Consider the following 20,315-nt stretch of genomic DNA (forward strand, 5'->3'; position numbering starts at 1 on the left):
CCCGGCATCGCCGATCGCACCGACCCGGCCTCGGTCGGCCTACCGGCTGTCCGGGTGGGTGCAGGTGACCTTGTCCTCGGGGTCGTAGTGCGTCGAGACGTTCTCCCGCTTCACCTCGCGGCCGTCCTGACGGATGATGCGTGTGACGGTGACGTCGAAGCCGACCATGGGCGACTGCGTGACGCACCCCGGCTCGTCGTCGACGATGGTCCGCGGCTGGACGATGTTGCGGCGGGGACCCTTGACCGACTCGACGTCGAAGGTGTCGGTGCCCCAGAGCTCGACGGTGACCGCGGTGTCCGTCGCGAACGCACGCACGAGGATCCCGCCCTTCGTGTTGTTGGTCCACCGCTGGTCGATGGTGCCCCAGGAGATCGTGGCCTCGCGTCCCTCGGGATAGCGCGGGATGTAGAACGAATGGGCCCGGAACTCGTTGAACTCCACCCCCGCGAAGTACGCCGCGTTGTAGAGCGTCGTCGAGAGCTGGGAGATCCCGCCTCCGTAGCTGTCGGCCAGTCGTCCGTTGAGGATGATCCCGGCTTTGACGTACCCCTTGTCGGGTGTTCGCTGGCCGAGGATGTTGTTGAGGCTGAGCTGGCCGCCCGGTGGCACATAGGTGCCGTTCAGCGTGCGGGCCGCGATCTTGATGTTCGTCACGCGGGACTGTCCCGCCGCGTAGTAGGTCGTGAAGGTCGAGATCCGGCCCTTGGGCAGGGTCTCCCGCGCCCGCTCGGTCGTCAGCTCGGGCTGTGTCACGACGGGCTCGAGCGCCAGGGTGCGGTCCTGCGCGGTCAGGGCGGCGAGGACGGCCTCGGACTGGCCGGTGACCTCGACGGCGACCCCGGTCTCGGCCGGCTCCACCGACGCCTCGGTGCCGCTGTAGCGCACTCGGGCGTCCCGTGGCTCGCGCAGCACTCCAGCCTCTTCGCCGGCCGACTCGACGAGAGGGGCCAGTACCGCGTCGTCGACCGCCGGGATGATCGAGCCATCGGCGACGGTGGCAGTCAGAGCGGTGGCCACCTGCGCGGCCGGCACCTCGAAGCTGCCCTCGCCCACCTGGACGGTCAGCGGGGCCGCGAGGGCCGGCTCCGCGAACTCCTCGCGGAACTGCGCGAAGATCTCGGCCGGTGTCTCGGCTTCGACCGGCCCGCTCACACCCTCGATGCTCAGCTCGGACGGCCAGGCGGCCAGGACGCGCTCTGTCGTCGCGGGCACGTCGACCGCGAGCCCGGGGACCGGCTCGACGATGTCGACCGCGCCGTCCGCGAAGGCGACGGTTCCCTCGACAGGGTCGCGCTCGATGCCCTCCGCAGCGGCACCGATCGACGAGGCGAGGGCCTCTTCGTCGACGGCGAGGACGAACTCTCGCTCGAAGTTCCCGGACATGTGCTCGTAGAGCGCCCGGGGGTCGAGGGTGAAGCCGGCGATGCCCTCGAGGGTGGCGTCGGTGTCGATCCGCAGTCCGGCCCGGTCCGGGTCGAGCTCGAAGCTCTCGTCGCCCACGGACACCACGACGGGTCGCGACTCGAGCTTCGCGACCTCGCTCTCGACGAGGCGCGCGGCGTTCTCGGGGGTCTCACCCCCGACGTCCACTCCCCCGACGACGGCCTGGGCGGGCACCGTCGTGCTCAGGTAGTAGGCCAGACCGACGTATGCCGCAGCGAGGAGCAGAACCGCTCCGACGATCCCCACGAGCAGGCGCCGTCGGCGTCGGGACGAGTCCGTCTCGGGTCCGTCCCAGGTCTCGGTCTGGATGTCGGTGTCCTGCATGATCGCTTCCGTCGGGTCGTGGAGATGCCGCGGGAGCGATCCACGCGGCACTCGTCTAGTATGCGGCAGGCCCGCCCGCATACCTACTTCGGTAGTAGAGGAGTGGCGGTGGCGGGTCGTCGGGCGCCGCCAGATGAAGGACCCGTCCGACGACGATGCTGTGGTCGCCTGCCCTGTGCACGTCCTCCACCTGCGCCTCGAGCTGGGAGAGCGCGCCGGTGACCAACGCGCAGCCGTTCGGGCCCCGCTCGTGGGGGACCATGTCGAGCTGCCCGATGAGTGGACGGCCGGGTGTCGCGAGCCACGTGGCCGCGGGCCGCTGACCGACCGCCAGGACACTGACCCCGAACACTCCTGCCTCGGTCACGGCGTCGTGAAACCGGGCATCGCGCTCGACGCAGAACAGCACCAGGGGCGGGTCCAGCGAGACCGCGGTGAACGAGTTCGCTGTCATCGCGTGGTCGTGGACTCCGGCGCGGGCCGAGACCACGACCACGCCGGTGGCGTAGCGTCCCAGCGCGCGCTTGAAGGCCCCGACCTCGATGACCGGCTCTGTCGTACTCACGCGCCGATGCTCACTGGAGACCGATCACGGCGAGGTCGACCGTACCTCCGAGAGCGGGATGCGTCGTCAGTCCCTCGACGGAGGATCCGGCCACATAGGTCGACTTGCGTTCGGCGAGCGCGACGTAGGCCCCGCGCGACCGCAGGGTCGTGTCGATGTCGAACCAGGCCTGCTCGCGGTCCTCTGGGTCGGCGATGGCGAGTGCGGCGCTCATCGCCGCGTCGACGTTGGCGTCGACGAAGTATCCGTAGTTCCGGCCCGACCCGGCCTCGCTGATGTTCAGGCGAGAGTCGAAGAGTGGCGGCAGGACCGTCGAGGCGGAGTTCCAGTCGGCCGCCCAGTTCGACCAGAACACGTCGGTCTGGTCCGCGCGCTCCGCGGCCGAGATGGTGGTGAAGTAGTCCTCCTCGATCGGCTGCAGCTCAACCGCGAACCCCGCAGCCGACCAGCCGGACTCGAGCGCGCGCAAGGCGGTGTCCATCGTCGGCGAGCTGCGGTACGCCACCCGGAGCGGAACCGGCGTCTCGATGCCCTCCTCGGCCGCCCCCGCCGCCAACAGCTCGGCGGCTCGCTCCCGGTCGCTGACGTCCGCCGTACTCGTCCCGTCGTCGGAGGTCTGGGTCGGTGCCGGAGTGTCGTCGGACTCGTCCGACGCCGCATCCTCGGGGGTCTCCGGGTCCTGCGGAGGAGCCGTCCCGGTCGGCTCCGCCGGCTGGTCCGGGTTGGGGAGGGCGAGGCGGATCCCGTGGGCGAGGATCGAGGTCGTGGACTCGGCGGTCGTCGGGCCACCGAGAGCCGTGATGTAGGCGTTCCGATCGGTCGCCAGGACGAACGCCGCCCGGATCTGCGCATTCGCCATCGTCGGGCTCTTGAAGTTGGGCACGAGATAGTCGACGATGCCGTTCGGCGAGTTCACCGAACGCTCACGGAGCGGCTCGGCGGCGGCGATCTGCTGCTGGATCGCCGGCGGAGCGGTGTCGAGCGCGACCGCGTTCCGGTCGTCGGGAGCGTCGGCGATGATCACCTGCGCGACGTCCTGGGGCTCGAGACCCTCCCGGTAGACGATCTGGTCGGGCCGCGCCAGCCGGATCGGGTCGGTGCGGGCACTCCAGTGCGGGTTGCGCACGAAGGTCCCACCGCGTTCCGGCATCCACGCTCCGGAGAGGGTGTACGGCCCGGCGCTGAACACCGAGTAGGTGCTCGCCTCACCGCGGTCTGCGGACTCCTTGTACGCGGCGAACCCCGGCGTGCTCACCATGCCCGGGAAGTCGGCGACCGGCTCGGAGAGACGGATGGTCAGTTCCTGTCCGTCACAGGCGACGGCATTGTCGAAGGCGGCGATCCCCGCCTCCGCATCCTCACCTTCGGCGTAGGGCCCGAGGTAGGTGCTCGCACCCTCCGGGGTCTTGGGGATGTCGAGATAGGCGAGCGCGTAGTTCGGGCCGCCGGTGATCTCCTCGGCGAAACTGCGGGAGATGCCGTACTTGACGTCCTCGCACGTCAGCTCGCTGCCGTCCTGCCAGCGGATTCCCTCCCGGATCGTGAAGACCCAGGTCTGCAGGGTCTGGTCAGGCACCCCGGTGTCGGTGGCCAGGTCCCCGGTCAGGGTCACCTGGGCCTGTCCGTCCGGGCCGTTCTGGTATGCGGTGAGCGAGCGGGCGAAGACCCTCGCCGCGAAGGAGGCGTCGCCGCGGGCGCTGATGCGCTGCGGATCCCACGTCTGGACAGGACCGAGCGACATGGTCGTCAGCGATCCGCCCGGGACGACGTCCGAGGTGCCGGCGGTGTCCTCAGGATCCCCGACCGCCGGGACATCGCAGGCGGCCAGACCGACGGCGAGCGCGGCGGTCGTGACGGCGGCCACCAGGCGACGCCGGATCCGGGGTCGGTTTCGAGGTCGGAGTCGGGTTCGGCTCATGCTTGGCACGTCGATCGCAGAGGGGTTCGGGGGTGGGGTCCGGGCTGGTCGGGCAGGGGGCGGGGAGCGACCGGGCGGTCACTGTCGGCGGGCGCGTGCAGCCGCCCTGGCCCGCAGCGTCTGGTCGAGCTCGACCTTACGGATGCGGACGGCGTCCGGCGTGACCTCACAGCACTCGTCCTCCCGGCAGAACTCCAGGGACTGCTCGAGGCTCAGCGTACGCGGCGGGGCCAGCCGCTCGAGCACATCGGCCGTCGAGGACCGCACGTTGGTCAGTTTCTTCTCCTTGGTGATGTTGACGTCCATGTCCTCGGCTCGGGAGTTCTCGCCGACGATCATCCCCTCGTACACCTCCGTGCCCGGCGGGATGAAGAGGACGCCGCGCTCCTGGAGGTTGAACATGGCGTACGAGGTCGCGGATCCCGACCGGTCGGCGACGAGGGAGCCGCTGACGCGGGTGGTGATCTCACCGGCCCACGGCTCGTAGCCCTCGAAGACATGGTGCGCGATGCCGGTTCCCCGCGTGTCGGTGAGGAACTGGGTCCGGAAGCCGATCAGTCCGCGCGACGGGACGAGGAACTCCATGCGGACCCAGCCGGTGCCGTGGTTGGTCATCTGCTCCATCCGGCCCTTGCGGGACGCCAGGAGCTGCGTGATGGCCCCGAGGTACTCCTCGGGGGTGTCGATGGTGAGCCGCTCGACGGGTTCGTGCAGCTTTCCGTCGATCGTCCTGGTCACGACCTGGGGCTTGCCGACGGTCAGCTCGTAGCCCTCACGGCGCATCTGCTCGACGAGGATGGCCAGCGCGAGCTCCCCCCGTCCCTGGACCTCCCAGGTATCGGGACGCTCGGTCGGCAGGACGCGCATGGAGACGTTGCCGACCAGCTCGCGGTCCAGTCGGTCCTTGACCAACCGAGCCGTCACCTTCGTGCCTTTGACCCGGCCCGCCATCGGGGACGTGTTCGTGCCGATCGTCATGGAGATCGCCGGCTCGTCGACCGTGATCACGGGCAGCGGCCGCGGGTCGTCGACATCGGCCAACGTCTCGCCGATCATGATCTCGGGGATGCCGGCGACCGCGATGATGTCGCCCGGGCCCGCCGACCGGCCGGCATCCAGCGGAACGCGCTCGAGTGCCTCGGTCATGAGCAGCTCGGTGATCTTGACCTTCTCGATGGAGCCGTCGTGCCGGCACCAGGCGACCTGCTGGCCCTTGCGGATCTCACCGGCGTGCACGCGGAGGAGAGCGAGCCGGCCGAGGAAGTTGGATGCGTCAAGGTTGGTGACGTGTGCTTGGAGGGGCGCCTCGGGGTCGAACCTCGGCGCCGGAACCGTCTCGAGGACGGTGGCGAAGAGCGCCTCGAGGTCCTCGTCGACCGGGAGCTCGCCGTCCTCCGGACGCTCCAGACTGGCCCGGCCGGCTTTGGCCGAGGCGTACACGATGGGGAACTCGATCTGGTCCTCGCTCGCGTCGAGGTCCATGAAGAGCTCGTAGACCTCGTCGACGACCTCGGCGATCCGGCTGTCGGGACGGTCCACCTTGTTGATGCACAGCACCACGGGCATCCGCGCCTCCAAGGCCTTGCGGAGCACGAAACGTGTCTGGGGCAACGGCCCCTCGCTGGCGTCGACGAGAAGGACGACGCCGTCGACCATGGAGAGCCCGCGCTCGACCTCGCCACCGAAGTCGGCGTGGCCGGGGGTGTCGATGATGTTGATCGTCACCCCGTCCGCGTGCCCGGCGGCCACGGCAGCCGGTCCGGAGTAGCGGATGGCCGTGTTCTTGGCCAGGATCGTGATCCCCTTCTCCCGCTCGAGGTCGCCGGAGTCCATGACCCGTTCCCCCGTGCTCTCTACGCTGGCGCGCTCACTGAAGGCACCCGACTGCCAGAGCATCTTGTCGACGAGCGTGGTCTTGCCGTGGTCGACGTGGGCCACGATCGCGACGTTCCGGACGTCGCCGCGGGACTGCAGCCGGCCATCTGTCCGGGCAGCGTCGAGGGAAGGTGAGGAAGAGGGCATCGAACGATTGTCGCAGGGGACGGTGAGGCCACGAAATCGCTTCGACGCCGACGGCTGCGGCTGGCTAGTCTGCCATCCGCGCCGAGATGGCGGTGATGACTGGGAGGTCTCCCTCCAACCAATGGACCGAGAAGAGCTCGGACCTCGTCAGCCATCGCAGCTCGTCATGACCCTCGACAGCGCGTGGCGGATGGGTCACCGTCGCGAGCCACACCGCCATCCGGTACTGCACCTGCGCACCCGGTTCGGTGAGCGACCACCACCCCCCGTGCAGCGGTCCGATGAGCCGTTCGGTCGGGAGGACGAGGGTCCCGAGCTCCTCGCGGATCTCGCGGACCAGGGCGTCCCTCAGGCTCTCGCCGGGGTCGACCTTGCCTCCGGGCAGCTCCCACCGTCCGGCATGTCGTTCGGTCACGGCACGCTTCGCGGCCAGGAGCCGCCGCGGTCGGAACCGGTGGTCGACGATCGCCGCGCCCACGACGTCGACGACGGACCTCGGTGGGCGGGCGTCGGGCATGCAGCGATCGTGTCATGCCACCGGCCGAAGGTCTCAGACCGATAAATACTGGCCGGTCAGGGCCGTTCTCCTCGCCGAAAGTGGGTACCTTGGGCTCCGCCCGGGACCGACCCGGGGCCCTCACCCCCGACACCACTCCCGGAGTCGGGTTCGCAACCAAGCGAGGTACTGAATTGACGTTCAAGCGCAAGGCCGGCCCTCTCGTCGGCCTCACAGCCGCCGCTCTCGTCCTGACCGCCTGTGCCACGTCCGAGCGTGACTCGGGCACGTCGACCGACACGGGCACGGCCGGGACCGACGGCGAGACCACGAGTGCCGTGTTCACCTTCGGCGGCGCCGGCGCGCCTGCCACCTTCGACCCCTACTACGCCAGCGACGGCGAGACCTTCCGGGTCAGCAGGCAGATCTTCGAGAACCTCATCGGCATCACACCGGGGACGGCGGACCTTGAGCCGGAGCTCGCGGAGTCTTGGGAGCCGGACGACTCGGGGCTGAACTGGACGTTCACCCTGCGGGACGACGTGACCTTCCATGACGGCACGCCGTTCGACGCCGAGGCCGCGTGCGCCAACTTCGAGCGCATGTTCGACCAGAACGAGGTGGGACGGAGCGTGGCGTACTACTGGGGGGCCACCTTCGGCGCGTTCGCGGACGACGCCGACAACAGCCTCTACCAAGGCTGCGAGGTGACCGGCGAGCACGAGCTCGTCATGACGATCAGTCGCGTCACCTCGAAGTTCCCGGCCATCCTGTCCCTCACGTCGTTCGGCATGCAGTCACCGACCGCTCTGGAGGAGGGCGACGCCAACGGCATCAGCCAGTCCGGCGAGGCGTTCGTCTATCCCGAGAACGCCAACAACCCGGTCGGCACCGGTCCGTACACCTTCAGCGGCTACGACGAGGCGACCCGCACCGTGACCCTGGAGCGCTACGACGAGTACTGGGGCGAGCCAGCCAAGACCGAGCAGATCGTCATCCGCGCCATCCCGGACGAGAGCACCCGCCGCCAGGAGCTGCAGGCCGGTGGCATCGACGGCTACGACCTGCCCAACCCGGTCGACTGGCAGGGTCTCGAGGACGAGGGCAACCAGGTCGAGGTCCGTCCCGCCTTCAACGTCTTCTACCTCGGCCTCAACCCGACGAACAACGAGGCCCTCAAGGACCTGCGGGTCCGTCAGGCGATCTACCACGCGCTCAACCGCGAACAACTGGTCCAGACCCAGCTCCCGGAGGGTGCCGCCGTCGCGACGCAGTTCATGCCGGACACCGTCGCGGGCTACAACAGCGAGCTCGAACCGTACCCGTACGACCCTGAGCGCGCGCAGCAGCTGCTTGCCGAGGCCGGCGCCGAGGACCTCACCCTCGTCTTCGCCTACCCGACGGAGGTCACCCGGCCGTACATGCCGGACCCGGTCAAGCTCTACGACGCGATGAAGGCCGACCTCGAAGCCGTCGGGATCACGGTCGAGACGGTCACCGACCCGTGGGCGGGCGGCTACCTCGACAAGGCGTACACCGACTACGACGCGCACTTCCTCGGCTGGACCGGGGACATCAACTCGGCCGACAACTTCCTCGCCTCCTTCTTCGGCAACGTCGAGCGCAACCGCTTCGCGACCAACCTCCAGGACTTCGGCACTGAGCTCGGTGAGGCGATCGTGGCAGCCGACGGCATCCTGGACGAGGCCGAGCGGACCGCCGCATACGAGGAGCTGAACCAGCGGATCATGGAGGAGTGGCTGCCCGGTCTGCCGATCAGCCACAGCTCTCCGGCGATCGTCGTCAGCGGCGACGTGACCGGTCTGGTGGCCAGCCCGCTCACCGCCGAGCGCTTCGACACCATCGAGGTCAGCGGAGGCAACTGAGCCGTACCGGCTCGACCGAGCCCACACCATGGTGGCCGCCTCAGCACTAGCCTGGGGCGGCCACCTCACGGGTGCAGGACCGTAGGCAAAGGACCCCTCGCGTGCTCAGATTCATCGTTCGCCGGATGGTGCAGCTCATCGGCGTCGTCCTCGTGCTGTCCCTGCTGCTGTTCTTCTGGCTGCGGTCCCTGCCGGGCGGACCCATCAACGCCCTCCTCGGAGACCGCGCGACGCCGGAGCAGCAGGAGCAGCTGGAGCAGCTGCTCGGGCTCGACCAGCCCCTCTACGTGCAGTACCTGCGCTACATGGGCAGGGCGCTCCAGGGCGAGTTCGGCAGCTCCTCCTCCGTCATCCCCGGCACCGACGCCTTCGACGTCTTCCTGAGCCGCTTCCCGGCGACGATCGAGCTGGCCTTCTTCTCGGTCACGCTGGCCATCATCACCGCGATCCCGCTCGGGTACTTCGCGGCCCGGCGTCGGGGCCGAGCGGTGGACAACATCTCGATCGTCGCCTCTCTCGTCGGCATCGCGGTCCCGGTCTTCTTCCTCGCGTTCCTGCTCAAGTACTACTTCTCGGTCAAGCTGGGGTGGCTGCCGGTCTCGGGGCGCCAGGCCAACCTCGGCTGCACCCGGGTGACGAACTTCTTCATCCTCGACGGCCTGCTGACGAGGGAGTTCGACTGCTCGGTGAGCGCTGTGAAGCACCTCATCTTGCCCTCCATAGCCCTGGCCTCGATCCCGTTCGCGGTCGTCTTCCGGATCACCCGCGCCAGCGTGCTCGACGTCCTCCACGAGGACTACGTCCGTACCGCGGAAGCCAAGGGCCTGACCGCCCGCGTCATCCGAGGTCGCCACGTCCTGCGCAACGCGATGCTGCCCGTCCTGACGATCGTCGGACTGCAGGTGGGGGCCCTCCTGGCCGGTGCCGTGCTCACCGAGACCGTGTTCAGCTTCCCCGGGATCGGAGAGGCACTGGCGCTCAGCTTCTCGGCCCGCGACTATGCGGTGCTGCAGATCCTCATCCTCATGTCGGCGGTCGTCTTCGTCGTCGTCAACCTGGTCGTCGACATCCTTTACGCCGTCGTCGACCCCCGCGTGCGGACGAGCTGAGGCACCCATGACCGAGTCACCCAAGAACACCGAGTCACCGAAGAACACCGAGTCACCGAAGAACACCGAGACGCCCAAGAGCACCGGGCCCCTGGCCCGCTACCGGGACTCCCGCAAGGAGCGCATCGACGCACTCGCTCAACTCAGCGCCAGGGATCGCTCCGCGGAGCCCGTCCAGGTGACGACCGGCGCGGGAGGGACCGGCCCCGCGACACCCGACCACCTCACCGTCACCGAGTCGGGGGCCATCCAGGAGGCTCCCGGCGTCTCGCTGTGGGCCAGCGCCTGGCGCCGGCTGCGCCGCAACCCCGTGTTCATCGTCGGCGCTGTGATCACGGCCGTGTTCGTCGTCGTGGCCGTCTTCGCCCCCTGGCTCGCGCCGAAGGACCCGACCATCGGCTATCTCATCGACGAGGTGCGCCCCCAGACCAACCCGGTCCCGGGCCCGCAGCCCGGCTTCCCGCTCGGCGCCGACGACCGCGGCCGGGATCTCCTCTCCCGGCTCATCGTCGGGAGCCGCCAGACCCTCATCGTGGGCGTGCTGGCAACGCTCGGCGGGTTCGTGGGCGGCCTGATCCTCGGCACCCTCGCGGGGGCCTTCGGCGGATGGGTCGACTCGTTCGTCATGCGCCTGGTCGACGTGATGCTCTCGATCCCGTCCCTCATCCTGGCCCTGTCCATCTCGGCGCTCGCATCCGAGCCGAGCCAGTGGACGCTCATCATCGCCATCGGCGTGGTCCAGATCCCGATATTCGCGCGTCTGTTGCGTGGATCGCTCCTCGCGCAACGGTCGAGCGACCATGTCCTCGCGGCGCGGGCTCTCGGCATCAGGCGCGGGCCCATCATCTTCCGCCACATGTTGCCCAACGCGCTCGCCCCGGTGATCGTGCAGGCCACGCTCATGCTCGCAGTGGCGATCATCGACGCGGCCGCCCTGTCCTTCCTCGGGCTCGGAAACCCCGACCAGCGCATACCCGAATGGGGCCAGATGCTCGGCCAGTCGCGACAGTTCTTCTACAGCCACCCACAGCTGGCCATCTACCCCGCGATCTGCATCATCATCGTCGCCCTCGGCTTCACCCTGATGGGCGAGTCGACCCGTGAGGCCCTCGACCCCAGGAGCCGGAGGTGAGCGCCATGGCCTACTCGTCCACCCGTCCCGTCGCGGACCGGGATCGTCCCCTGCTCAGCGTGGAAGATCTCACGGTGACTTTCGGCCGCCAGGGGGAGGAGCCTTTCCGCGCAGTCGACGGGGTGAGCTTCACGGTGCGTCCCGGCCAGACCGTCGGCCTGGTCGGGGAGTCCGGATGCGGCAAGTCCGTGACGTCGCTCGCCATCATGGGACTGCTCCCCAAACGGGGCAACACGGTCGGTGGGCGAGTCGACTTCGAGGGGACCGACCTGCTCTCGCTGGGTGACGCCGAGCTGCGCAACCGGCGCGGCAAGGACCTCGCGATGGTCTTCCAGGACCCCCTCTCCTCGCTCAACCCCGTCGTGCCCGTCGGTCTGCAGGTCACGGAGGTCCTCGAACGTCACCGCGGCATGTCCCGCAAGGCGGCCATGCCGGTCGCCGCCGACCTGCTCTCCCGGGTCGGCATCCCGGACCCCAACCGTCGGGTCAAGGACTACCCGCACCAGATGTCCGGGGGGATGCGCCAGCGCGCCCTGGTGGCGATCGCCTTGGCCTGCGCTCCGCGACTGCTGATCGCGGACGAGCCCACCACGGCCCTCGACGTGACGATCCAGGCCCAGATCCTCGCGCTGCTCAAGGAGCTGGTCGAGGAGACCGGCACCGCGCTCATCATGATCACCCACGACCTCGGCGTCGTCGCAGGACTCTGCGACGAGGTCAACGTCCTGTACGGGGGCCGGATCGTGGAGCGGGGCCCGCGCCACCCCATCTTCCGGGAGCCGAGGCACCCGTACACAAACGGTCTGCTCGACTCCATCCCCCGCCTCGACACCGTCGGCGAGCGACTCACCCCCATCCCGGGGTCGGTCGCCGACAACCTGCCGTGGGACCACGCCTGTGCCTTCGCCCCGAGGTGCAGCCAACCGGTGGAGATCTGCACGCAGACCACCCCTGACCTCGTCACGAACGGAGACCGGGCGCTGCGCTGCCACAACCCGGTGGAGGTGCCCCGATGAGCATGGTCGACGACGCCCGGCTCGACTCCCAGGCGAGCGACGCCGACGTGCTCCTCCGGGTCGAGGGCATCAAGGTCCACTTCCCGATCAAGCGGGGCATCTTCTTCGACAAGACGATCGGACACGTCTACGCCGTCGACGGGGTCGACCTGCAGATCCGACGGGGTGAGACCTACGGCCTGGTCGGCGAGTCCGGATGCGGCAAGTCGACCCTGGGGCGGGCCATCCTCAACCTCGAGCACCCCACTGAGGGACACGTACGGTTCGACGGTGTCGACATCGCCTCGCTCAAGGGTGAGGACCTGCGGCGCAAGCGTCAGGACCTCCAGATGGTCTTCCAGGACCCCCTCTCGTCCCTGGATCCGCGTCAGTCGGTCGAGTCGATCCTCGTCGAAGGCATGAAGGCTCACGGCATCGCCAAGGACGCGAAGGAGGCCCGACCGCGGCTCCGCGAGCTGCTGCAGGCCGTCGGCCTGCCGATCCAGGCGCTCTCGAAGTACCCCCACGAGTTCTCGGGCGGCCAGCGCCAGCGCATCGGCATCGCTCGTGCCCTCTCGGTCAACCCCAAGCTCATCGTGGCGGACGAGCCGGTCTCGGCACTGGACGTCTCCGTGCAGGCCCAGGTGATCAATCTGCTCGCAGACCTGCAGGAGGAGTTCGGGCTCACCTACCTCGTCATCGCCCACGACCTCGCCGTCGTGCGTCACATCTCGGACCGGATCGGCGTGATGTACCTGGGTGCGATCGCCGAGGAGGCCCCCGCCGCCGAGCTGTACGAGACGCCCCTGCACCCGTACACGAGAGCACTGCTGTCGGCTGTGCCCATCCCGGACCCCGTGGTCGAGGACACCCGGGAGCAGATCCTCCTCACCGGCGACCTCCCCTCACCGTCGGCTCCTCCCGCCGGCTGCCGCTTCCATACGCGGTGCCCGTGGCGTCAGCCGACGCGCTGCGAAGATGAGCGTCCCGCCCTGCGGGTCGTCGAGATCGACGGCGTCACCGCGGAGCACAAGGTGGCCTGTCACTGGGCCGAGCAGATTCACAGCGGCGAGCTGCAACCCCACGCGGTCGAACCGGTCGCCGTCGATCCCAGTGCGCTCAGCGGGAATGTCGAGCCCGTCGCCATCGACGCGAGCCCGCTTGGTCCCGACGGGCGCAGAACCCCCTGAGCGCAGGGTCGCTACTGAGCGGGGTCGCGCTCCGAGTAGGCCGTGACCTCGATCTCGATGAGCATCTCCGGCTCCTGGAGCCCACAGATGATCATCGTCGCCGCGGGCCGCGCCGTCCCGAAGGCCTCGCGCAGCACCGGCCAACAAGCGGGCCAGTCGTCCCGCCGGGTGAGGAGGTAGCGCACCCGCACCACGTCGTCGAGGGTGGCGTCGACCTCGGCGAGCGCGGCGGCGATGTTGCCCAGTGCGCGCCCCGTCTGGGCGGCGACGTCCGGTGAGATCGTCATCGTCGCGTAGTCGTAGCCGGTGGTGCCGGCGACGAACGTCCACGGCCCGACGGCGACAGCACGCGAGTACCCGATCGAGTCCTCGAAGGTCGACCCTTGCGAGATTCTACGGCGGGAGGGGGTCATGTGCGCAGGACGTCGGCAAGTCGTGCGGCCAGCGGACTGGCCTCGATCTGCTCGAGGGTGACCGGCCGACCGGCGCTGTCGGCGACGGGGACCTTCCAGTTGGGGTACTCCCAGCTCGTTCCCGGTTGGTTCACCGTTCGCCGGTCCCCCACGAGGTCCGGGACCGCGACACCGAGGATCTTCGCCGGCGACTGAGCGAGGTAGGCGTGCAACGCGACGACGACGTCGTCGACCAACGACTGGGGTGAGTCGGGACCGACGACGGTTCCGGCCGGCAGGAGCCCGCGCCCGATGAGCGCCTCGACGACAGTCGCGATCGACGCCGCCTCGGTCGCCTTCTCCTCGTCGACGGTGCCTTCGAGCACACCGAGCTCACCGCGCAGCTCGACGTGGGCGAGGGTGAGGTAGCCCGCGCTCGGCGGCAGGTCGTGGGTGGTGACGGTGGCCATGCAGAGCGAGCGGTACGCCTCCGGGGGGAGGAACTGCCCGTCCCGCCACTCGAACCACAGGATCGAGGTGCCGTGGATGCCGCGCTCGAGCATCGTCTCGCGCAGAGTCGGGGCGACGACACCGAGATCCTCGCCGATGACGACGGCACCCACCCGGTGCGCCTCGAGCGCAAGGATGCCGATGAGGGCCGCCGCGTCGTACGACACGTAGGTGCCGTCCCGCGGCGTGCGGCCCGCCGGCACCCACCACAGGCGGAACAGGCCGAGGATGTGGTCGATGCGGATGCCGCCGCTGTCCCGCAGGACGGTGCGAAGCATGTCGCGGTACGGTGCGTAGCCGAGCTCGGCGAGCCGACCCGGGTGCCACGGAGGCTGTGCCCAGTCCTGCCCCATCTGGTTGAACTGGTCCGGTGGCGCCCCCACCGACACCTCGTGGACGAGCGCGTCACCGAGCGCCCAGGCATCCGCCCCGTCGGGGTGGACACCCACCGCAAGATCGTGAACGACGCCGATCGACATCCCGGCCGAGAGCGCGTCGCGCTGAGCCTGCTCGAGCTGGAGGCGGATCTGCCACTGCAGCCACATGTGGAACTCGACGGCCTCGGCGTTCTCCCGACGGAACTCCTCGACCGCCGGTGACCGGGGATCGCGGAGCTCGACCGGCCAGGCCCGCCACGGCATACCCAGCTCCTCGACGAGGGCGCACCACGTGGCGGAGTCGACCAGTCCCTGCCCCTCACTGCGCACATAGCGCCGGAACCCGCGCTCGCGCCGCGCCGAGCGGGGCACGGCGAACAGCATCGCGAGCGCCTCCCCCTTGGACTCCCAGATCGCGTCCCGGTCGATCAGGTCCACCGAGGACCGACGGGCCCGTTCGGTCAGAGCGATGACCCGCGCATGCTCGGCTGCACTCAGGAGCGCCATCTCGGGGACGTCCTCGATGCGCAGGTACAGAGGGCTCGCGAAACGCCGGGTTGCCGGGAGGTACGGCGAGGCTTCCAGCGGAGGGACCGGCTGTGCGGCGTGGAGCGGGTTGACGAGGACGAAGTCGGCCCCGAGGTCCTCCCCCGCCCAGGCCGCGGTCTCGGCGAGGTCGCCCAGGTCGCCCATCCCCCAGGACTGCTCGGAGCGGGCGGCGTAGATCTGGCTCATCAAGCCCCACACGCGACCGTGCTCGATCGACGGGTGCAGAGGGAGGGTCCGCGGGGTGACGATGAGGGTGGCCGAGGCCGTCGACCCGTCCTCCAGGTGCGCGACGAGGGTGTGCCAGCCGAGCGGAATGTCCGAGGGCACCTCGATGGTGGCCTCACCGACCAGTCGTCCGTCGAGCTGACGCGGCTCGACCCACCGTTCGACGAGAGACGCGTTCCACGCGCCACCGGACTCGAGCTCGACCGTGCACCGCACGCTGCTGCCGTGGGGCACGTGCACAGGCACCCACGGTCCGTCACCCTCCCTGCACACGACGGTCGGCGGCAGGACCTGTCGCCAGGGGCGGTCGCGGACCTCGCGCAGGGACGCCTGCACCGCGGGCTCGTCGGTCGTGTCCGCCCCGAGGGCCGACAGGACCGCTCGCAGCGTCGGAGCCGGGATGTCGACCAGACCGCCTTTCCATCCGTGGTAGTCGGTCGCGACGCCGTACTCGCGGGCCAGGTCGAGGAGAGCGGGTGACGGCGTGGCGCTGTCGGAGGAAGGCACGGTGGATCTGGCTCCAGTCAAGGGTCGAGGGCAGCCTTCATTATGTCGAGGCGTCCGGATCGGAGCACATCCTGACCAGAGCCGCGTCCGGTGCCGGTCAGCCCGGACGGACCAACCCGGGGTCGGGGACGTCCTGAACCTCGGCGATGTCGCCACCGGTGCGCGGCGTCAGGTGGATCCCGGCGAGCATGCAGCGGGCCGAGCCTCCCGCGTGCTCGATGGTCCCGATGTCGACCGGCACGATCCGTGAGCCTGCCTCGATGACGTCGCGCTGCTCGGTCGTGAGGGTCTCCACCGCGCGCCGGGACATGACGAGCATCCTCCCTTCTCGACCCCGCAGCTCGATCGCGTTGCCGGCGAAGTCGGTCAGCTGCTCCATGGACAGGTCGATGACCCGCCGACCCGTCGCCTCGATGTGACCGCGGACGCGCCGACGCTGGCGTGCGTCGGTGATCGCCGAGAGGCCGATGAGCGCGTAGTCGGTCGCCAGTGCCATGAGGACGTTCGTGTGGTAGATCCGGGTGCCGGAGGGGTCGAAGGCGTCGAAGACGAAGGCGTGGTAGCCGAAGTCCGTGCAGAACCTCTGCAGCGCAGGCTCGCTCACGCGGTTGGACCGGCAGACGTAGGCCACCCGTTGGATGTGGTCGAGGACCATCGAACCGGTCCCCTCGAGGAAGACTCCGTCATGCTCGAGACCGCTGTAGTCGTAGACGACCGAGACGTGGTACTGGGCCTTCAAATCGTCGATGATGTCTGGGCGACGCTCCGAGCGGCGGCTGGGCGAGTGCATCGGGAAGACCGCAATCTGCCCGGAGTTGTGCGTCGAGAACCAGTTGTTCGGGAAGACCGAGTCAGGAGCGGTATGCGTGTGGTCCTCGTAGAGATGGACCGTCACCCCGGCGTCACCCAGCTGCTCGGCCATGACGGTGACCTCGTCGTAGGCCGCCCGCGCGACATCCGCCCGCGATCCCGTCGGGATGGACTGGAAGGCGTTGTCGACGGTGGTGGCGGGGTTGGGGACGAACTGGTGGGGGCGGATCATCACGACCGCCGGCGGTGCCTGCGCGACGGGCTGGCTCACGGGTCTCCTCTCTGCTTCTGACTGCCTCACGGCGTGGCTGTTCAGCAGAGGGTAGCGTCACCGGACCGACGGACGGGCACGCCCGGTTGGCGCTACCGTGAGAAGCCCAGGAGCAAGGAGTGCAGATGTACACCTACAAGGTCGTCGAAGTCCGCGAGAGGATGCTCGGCGGCAAGGTCTCGGGTGACAAGATCGAGAAGATCCTCAACGAGCACGCCGCGCAGGGCTGGCGGCTGCGGGCCATCACCTCGGCCGACGTCAAGGGGCGGGTGGGCCCCGGCGGCGTCGAAGGTCTCCTCATCACGTTCGAACGTCCCGCCTAGCCCTCGGAGTCCCAGTCGGTAGCCTGCGACGGATGATCACACCACTGTCGCGGATGCTCGGGGTGGCGCTCGTCCTCATCGGACTGCTCTGGACCGGCCAGGGCCTGGGCTGGATCGGCGGCAGCTTCATGACCGGCGCCGTGGTCTGGGCCGTGATCGGGCCGCTCACCGCCTTGGCCGGAACCGTGCTCATCGTTCGTGGCGGTCGGGGTGAGTCGCCCTAGGTGTAGGCACCCTCGACGAGGCCGTTCCACACGATCGCGCCGATCACCAGCAGCACCATTCCCGCCGCGAGCACCGTGGCGAGCCGCATGGCAAGCCCGGCGCGGGGGTTGTCCGCAGCGGCGTGGGCCGACCGGCGGGCCATGACGAGCGGCGCCAGCCAGATGACCAGGACCACGATCCCGGTGACGAGGTCACTGAGCAGGGACCGTTCGGTCCCCGTGGTGTCGGGCCCGACCAGGCCACCGATGGCGTAGCCGGCCACGAGCCCGACCAGGACGAACAGCGGTGCGACCGCCAGCCACAGCCAGGCCGCTCTCGTCGAGCCGCTCAACCTGTCCGGTGCGGGGGCAGTCGACATGGCAGTTCCTCAAGGTCGAAGGTCGGGGTCGTCGCAGTGAGTGTAGGCGCTGGATGTGCACCCTCAGGATGACCCGCTGCACATGTATCTGGCCACAGCAGCCGGTCGGCGGGATGACCACCTGTCTACCGGCTGCGCACTCTCTCACCCTCAGCGGGTGGTGTCGCTGATGTCCCTCGAGACTACGTTTGGCGATCGGGTGGTCCGGGGACGCATACGGTGATCCCGCGCATCGCATACCTCTCTCGAGACGGAGTCATGGACATGAATGACGGGCACGTCGGCGGCAGGAGCATCCTGCCGATCCCGGACCGGCAGCACACCGGTCTGCTCACCTATGACGCCAAGGACCCGGACACCTCGTTCCCGCCGATCGAGCCACTGGTCCCGCCCGCAGGCGCACCCAACGTCCTGATCGTCCTGCTCGACGATGTCGGGTTCGGCGCCTCCAGCGCGTTCGGAGGTCCGGTTCACATGCCGACGGCGGAGCGGTTGCAGCGGGGCGGACTGACGTTCAACCGGTTCCACACGACGGCGCTCTGTGCACCGACCCGAGCCGCCCTGCTGAGCGGCCGCAACCACCACTCGGTGGGGATGGGCCTGATCACCGAGACGGCGACCTCGGCTCCCGGGTCGAGCGGCCTTCGCCCCAACACCAAGGCCCCACTGGCGACGACGCTCAAGCTCAACGGCTACTCGACGGCACAATTCGGCAAGTGCCATGAGGTCCCTCCGTGGCAGACCTCACCGGTCGGGCCCTTCGACGCCTGGCCGACCGGGGGCGGCGGGTTCGAGTACTTCTACGGGTTCATCGGAGGCGAGAACAACCAGTACTACCCGGCGCTGTACGAGGGGACTTCGCCCATCGAGCCGGACCTCGGACCCGAGGACGGCTACCACCTCACCGAAGACCTGGCCGACAAGGCGATCGGCTGGGTCCGGACCCAGAAGGCGCTGGCTCCGGACAAGCCGTTCTTCCTGTACTTCGCACCGGGCGCGACCCACGCGCCCCACCACGTGCCCCTGGAGTGGGCGGACACGTATGCCGGTCGCTTCGCGATGGGCTGGGACGCGCTGCGGCAGACCATCTTCGAGCGGCAGAAGGATCTGGGCGTGGTCTCGCCCGACTCCGATCTCACGACCCGACCGGCGGCCATTCCGGCCTGGGACGAGATGGACGAGACGCTCCGGCCGGTGCTCGAGCGACAGCTGGAGGTCTACGCCGGGTTCCTCGAGCACACGGACCATCACGTAGGTCGCCTCATCGACGCGATCGAGGACGTCGGTGCGCTCGAGAACACCCTCGTCTACTACATCATCGGCGACAACGGCGCCTCCGCGGAAGGCACGGTCAACGGCGCCTTCAACGAGATGGCGAACTTCAACGGGCTGGCCGCCATCGAGACCCCCGAGTTCATGGCCGCGATGAAGGACAAGCTCGGGACGGTCGAGGCCTACAACCACTACTCGGTTGGCTGGGCGTGGGCGATGTGCACCCCCTACCAGTGGACCAAACAGGTCGCCTCCCACTGGGGCGGGACCCGCAACGGCACGATCGTCCACTGGCCCGCCGGGTTCGAGAGCCGGGGCGAGATCCGGTCCCAGTTCACCCATGTCATCGACGTGGCACCGACCGTGCTCGAGGCGGCCGGCCTGCCCGAGCCGACGTTCGTCAACGGCATCCAGCAGGCGCCGATCGAGGGCACCAGCATGCTGTACACCTTCGACGCGGCGGACGCGCAGGAGCGGCACGACCTGCAGTACTTCGAGATGGCCGGGAACCGCGGCATCTACTTCAAGGGCTGGAGCGCCGTCACCCGGCACAGCACGCCATGGCTGCCCAACGAGGAGCTCCCGGCGCTCGAGGACGACGTCTGGGAGCTCTACGACGGGAGCACCGACTGGACGCAGGCTCACGATCTGGCCGCCGATCAGCCCGAGCGACTGGCCGACCTGCAGCGCCTGTGGCTGATCGAGGCGGTGCGTCACAACGTCCTGCCGATCGACGACCGTCGGTTCGAGCGGCTCAACGCGACGATCGCCGGCCGCCCTCAACTCGTCACCGGCACCACCCAGGTGCTGTTCCCGGGGATGAAGCGCCTCTCGGAGAACAGCGTCATCGACGTCAAGAACCGCTCGTTCCGGGTCACGGCCGCCGTGGAGACCCCCGGAGGGCCCACCACGAACGGCGTCCTCATCGCCCAGGGTGGGCGCTTCGGAGGGTGGGCTCTCTACGTCAAGGACGGGCATCCCAGATTCGTCTACAACGTGTTGGGAATGCAGGAGTTCGTCGTCGGAGCCGAGCGGCCTCTCGAGGACGGACGTCACCAGATCCGTGCCGAGTTCGACTACGACGGCGGCGGGCTGGCCAAGGGCGGGACCGTGACGCTGTTCGTCGACGGGGAGCAGGTCGGGTCCGGCCGGGTCGACCTCACGCAGCCGCTGATCTTCTCGGCCGACGAGACGACCGACATCGGCGATGACTACGGACTTCCGGTGAGCGCCGACTATGCCGGCGCAAGCACGTTCACCGGTCGGATCGACGTCGTCCAGATCGACATCGGCGACGACGACCACTCGCACCTGATCGACCCCGCCGAGGTCGCGAGGATCGCCACCGCCCGGCAGTGACCCGCGACCCCGGCACGACGACAGCCGGGCCAGGGGCCACGCGGACACGCCTGA

17 protein-coding genes are annotated in these 20,315 nt (G+C 69.2%); 8 read left to right on the forward strand and 9 right to left on the reverse strand.

Going from position 1 to position 20,315, the window contains the following annotated elements; translation table 11 throughout:
* Positions 1-39 precede the first annotated feature (39 nt).
* The 5 genes from GA707_RS01750 to GA707_RS01770 all read right to left on the reverse strand — a co-directional run bounded on the left by GA707_RS01750 (position 40) and on the right by GA707_RS01770 (position 6,792).
* On the reverse strand, positions 40-1,770 hold the full coding sequence (locus tag GA707_RS01750) for a VanW family protein (protein ID WP_152176687.1): 1,731 nt from the start codon (positions 1,768-1,770) through the stop codon (positions 40-42).
* A 55-nt stretch (positions 1,771-1,825) separates the two neighbouring features.
* Positions 1,826-2,335: a flavin reductase family protein gene (locus tag GA707_RS01755; RefSeq protein WP_226963462.1), complete on the reverse strand. Its 510-nt coding sequence runs from the start codon at positions 2,333-2,335 to the stop codon at positions 1,826-1,828.
* Between the two features lie 10 nt (positions 2,336-2,345).
* Positions 2,346-4,253 carry an ABC transporter substrate-binding protein gene (locus GA707_RS01760; protein ID WP_152176688.1) on the reverse strand — a complete coding sequence of 636 codons (1,908 nt, stop codon included), beginning with the start codon at positions 4,251-4,253 and terminating at the stop codon, positions 2,346-2,348.
* 78 nt (positions 4,254-4,331) lie between these two features.
* A complete protein-coding gene (typA, locus tag GA707_RS01765; RefSeq protein WP_152176689.1) occupies positions 4,332-6,275 on the reverse strand; it encodes a translational GTPase TypA in 1,944 nt (647 codons plus the stop codon).
* Between the two features lie 64 nt (positions 6,276-6,339).
* Positions 6,340-6,792 (reverse strand): (deoxy)nucleoside triphosphate pyrophosphohydrolase, encoded by a 453-nt coding sequence (locus tag GA707_RS01770; RefSeq protein WP_152176690.1) that lies wholly within the window; start codon positions 6,790-6,792, stop codon positions 6,340-6,342.
* 173 nt (positions 6,793-6,965) lie between these two features.
* Here GA707_RS01770 and GA707_RS01775 point away from each other — a divergent pair, with 173 nt between their 5' ends.
* The 5 genes from GA707_RS01775 (at position 6,966) to GA707_RS01795 (ending at position 13,083) form a co-directional block, all read left to right on the forward strand.
* Positions 6,966-8,657: an ABC transporter substrate-binding protein gene (locus tag GA707_RS01775; protein ID WP_152176691.1), complete on the forward strand. Its 1,692-nt coding sequence runs from the start codon at positions 6,966-6,968 to the stop codon at positions 8,655-8,657.
* Positions 8,658-8,758: 101 nt separating this feature from the next.
* A complete protein-coding gene (locus GA707_RS01780) occupies positions 8,759-9,766 on the forward strand; it encodes an ABC transporter permease (protein WP_152176692.1) in 1,008 nt (335 codons plus the stop codon).
* Between the two features lie 7 nt (positions 9,767-9,773).
* Entirely contained in the window at positions 9,774-10,898 is a 1,125-nt protein-coding gene (locus tag GA707_RS01785; protein WP_152176693.1) for an ABC transporter permease, read from the forward strand.
* 5 nt (positions 10,899-10,903) lie between these two features.
* The gene (locus GA707_RS01790; RefSeq protein ID WP_152177036.1) at positions 10,904-11,914 is read left to right on the forward strand and encodes an ABC transporter ATP-binding protein; all 1,011 of its coding nucleotides are present in this window, start codon (positions 10,904-10,906) and stop codon (positions 11,912-11,914) included.
* Positions 11,911-13,083, forward strand: coding sequence for an ABC transporter ATP-binding protein (locus GA707_RS01795; protein WP_370459968.1), 1,173 nt, complete (start codon positions 11,911-11,913; stop codon positions 13,081-13,083). The genes GA707_RS01790 and GA707_RS01795 overlap by 4 nt, the downstream gene beginning before the upstream one ends.
* Positions 13,084-13,094: 11 nt before the next feature.
* Here GA707_RS01795 and GA707_RS01800 read toward each other — a convergent pair whose 3' ends face one another.
* The 3 genes from GA707_RS01800 to ctlX form a co-directional block, all read right to left on the reverse strand.
* Positions 13,095-13,496: a RidA family protein gene (locus GA707_RS01800; protein ID WP_152176694.1), complete on the reverse strand. Its 402-nt coding sequence runs from the start codon at positions 13,494-13,496 to the stop codon at positions 13,095-13,097.
* Positions 13,493-15,643, reverse strand: a complete 2,151-nt coding sequence (gene malQ / locus GA707_RS01805; RefSeq protein ID WP_152176695.1) for a 4-alpha-glucanotransferase — start codon at positions 15,641-15,643, stop codon at positions 13,493-13,495. The genes GA707_RS01800 and malQ overlap by 4 nt, the downstream gene beginning before the upstream one ends.
* A gap of 97 nt (positions 15,644-15,740) precedes the next feature.
* Positions 15,741-16,724 carry a citrulline utilization hydrolase CtlX gene (ctlX, locus tag GA707_RS01810; RefSeq protein ID WP_226963463.1) on the reverse strand — a complete coding sequence of 328 codons (984 nt, stop codon included), beginning with the start codon at positions 16,722-16,724 and terminating at the stop codon, positions 15,741-15,743.
* Positions 16,725-16,849: 125 nt separating this feature from the next.
* On the opposite strand from ctlX, the gene GA707_RS01815 reads away from it, so the two are divergent.
* Together GA707_RS01815 and GA707_RS01820 are read left to right on the forward strand one after the other, a co-directional pair.
* Positions 16,850-17,047: a DUF4177 domain-containing protein gene (locus GA707_RS01815; protein WP_152176696.1), complete on the forward strand. Its 198-nt coding sequence runs from the start codon at positions 16,850-16,852 to the stop codon at positions 17,045-17,047.
* 32 nt (positions 17,048-17,079) lie between these two features.
* Positions 17,080-17,271, forward strand: coding sequence for a hypothetical protein (locus GA707_RS01820; protein ID WP_152176697.1), 192 nt, complete (start codon positions 17,080-17,082; stop codon positions 17,269-17,271).
* Here GA707_RS01820 and GA707_RS01825 read toward each other — a convergent pair.
* A complete protein-coding gene (locus GA707_RS01825; protein WP_152176698.1) occupies positions 17,268-17,630 on the reverse strand; it encodes a hypothetical protein in 363 nt (120 codons plus the stop codon). The genes GA707_RS01820 and GA707_RS01825 overlap by 4 nt on opposite strands.
* A gap of 258 nt (positions 17,631-17,888) precedes the next feature.
* Between GA707_RS01825 and GA707_RS01830 the strand changes: the two genes are divergently transcribed.
* Positions 17,889-20,261 (forward strand): sulfatase-like hydrolase/transferase, encoded by a 2,373-nt coding sequence (locus tag GA707_RS01830; protein WP_370459969.1) that lies wholly within the window; start codon positions 17,889-17,891, stop codon positions 20,259-20,261.
* Positions 20,262-20,315: the final 54 nt, after the last annotated feature.

The organism is Nostocoides sp. F2B08 (assembly GCF_009184895.1).
Lineage (GTDB): Bacteria > Actinomycetota > Actinomycetes > Actinomycetales > Dermatophilaceae > F2B08.

What these genes read in the sequence shown, in the direction of transcription:
- GA707_RS01750 (WP_152176687.1), bottom strand. Translation starts at nt 1,770, where the DNA reads ATGCAGGACACCGACATCCAGACCGAGACCTGGGACGGACCCGAGACG.
- GA707_RS01760 (WP_152176688.1), bottom strand. Translation starts at nt 4,253, where the DNA reads ATGAGCCGAACCCGACTCCGACCTCGAAACCGACCCCGGATCCGGCGT.
- typA (WP_152176689.1), bottom strand. Translation starts at nt 6,275, where the DNA reads ATGCCCTCTTCCTCACCTTCCCTCGACGCTGCCCGGACAGATGGCCGG.
- GA707_RS01770 (WP_152176690.1), bottom strand. Translation starts at nt 6,792, where the DNA reads ATGCCCGACGCCCGCCCACCGAGGTCCGTCGTCGACGTCGTGGGCGCG.
- GA707_RS01785 (WP_152176693.1), top strand. Translation starts at nt 9,774, where the DNA reads ATGACCGAGTCACCCAAGAACACCGAGTCACCGAAGAACACCGAGTCA.
- GA707_RS01790 (WP_152177036.1), top strand. Translation starts at nt 10,904, where the DNA reads ATGGCCTACTCGTCCACCCGTCCCGTCGCGGACCGGGATCGTCCCCTG.
- GA707_RS01795 (WP_370459968.1), top strand. Translation starts at nt 11,911, where the DNA reads ATGAGCATGGTCGACGACGCCCGGCTCGACTCCCAGGCGAGCGACGCC.
- GA707_RS01800 (WP_152176694.1), bottom strand. Translation starts at nt 13,496, where the DNA reads ATGACCCCCTCCCGCCGTAGAATCTCGCAAGGGTCGACCTTCGAGGAC.
- GA707_RS01815 (WP_152176696.1), top strand. Translation starts at nt 16,850, where the DNA reads ATGTACACCTACAAGGTCGTCGAAGTCCGCGAGAGGATGCTCGGCGGC.
- GA707_RS01820 (WP_152176697.1), top strand. Translation starts at nt 17,080, where the DNA reads ATGATCACACCACTGTCGCGGATGCTCGGGGTGGCGCTCGTCCTCATC.
- GA707_RS01825 (WP_152176698.1), bottom strand. Translation starts at nt 17,630, where the DNA reads ATGTCGACTGCCCCCGCACCGGACAGGTTGAGCGGCTCGACGAGAGCG.
- GA707_RS01830 (WP_370459969.1), top strand. Translation starts at nt 17,889, where the DNA reads ATGGACATGAATGACGGGCACGTCGGCGGCAGGAGCATCCTGCCGATC.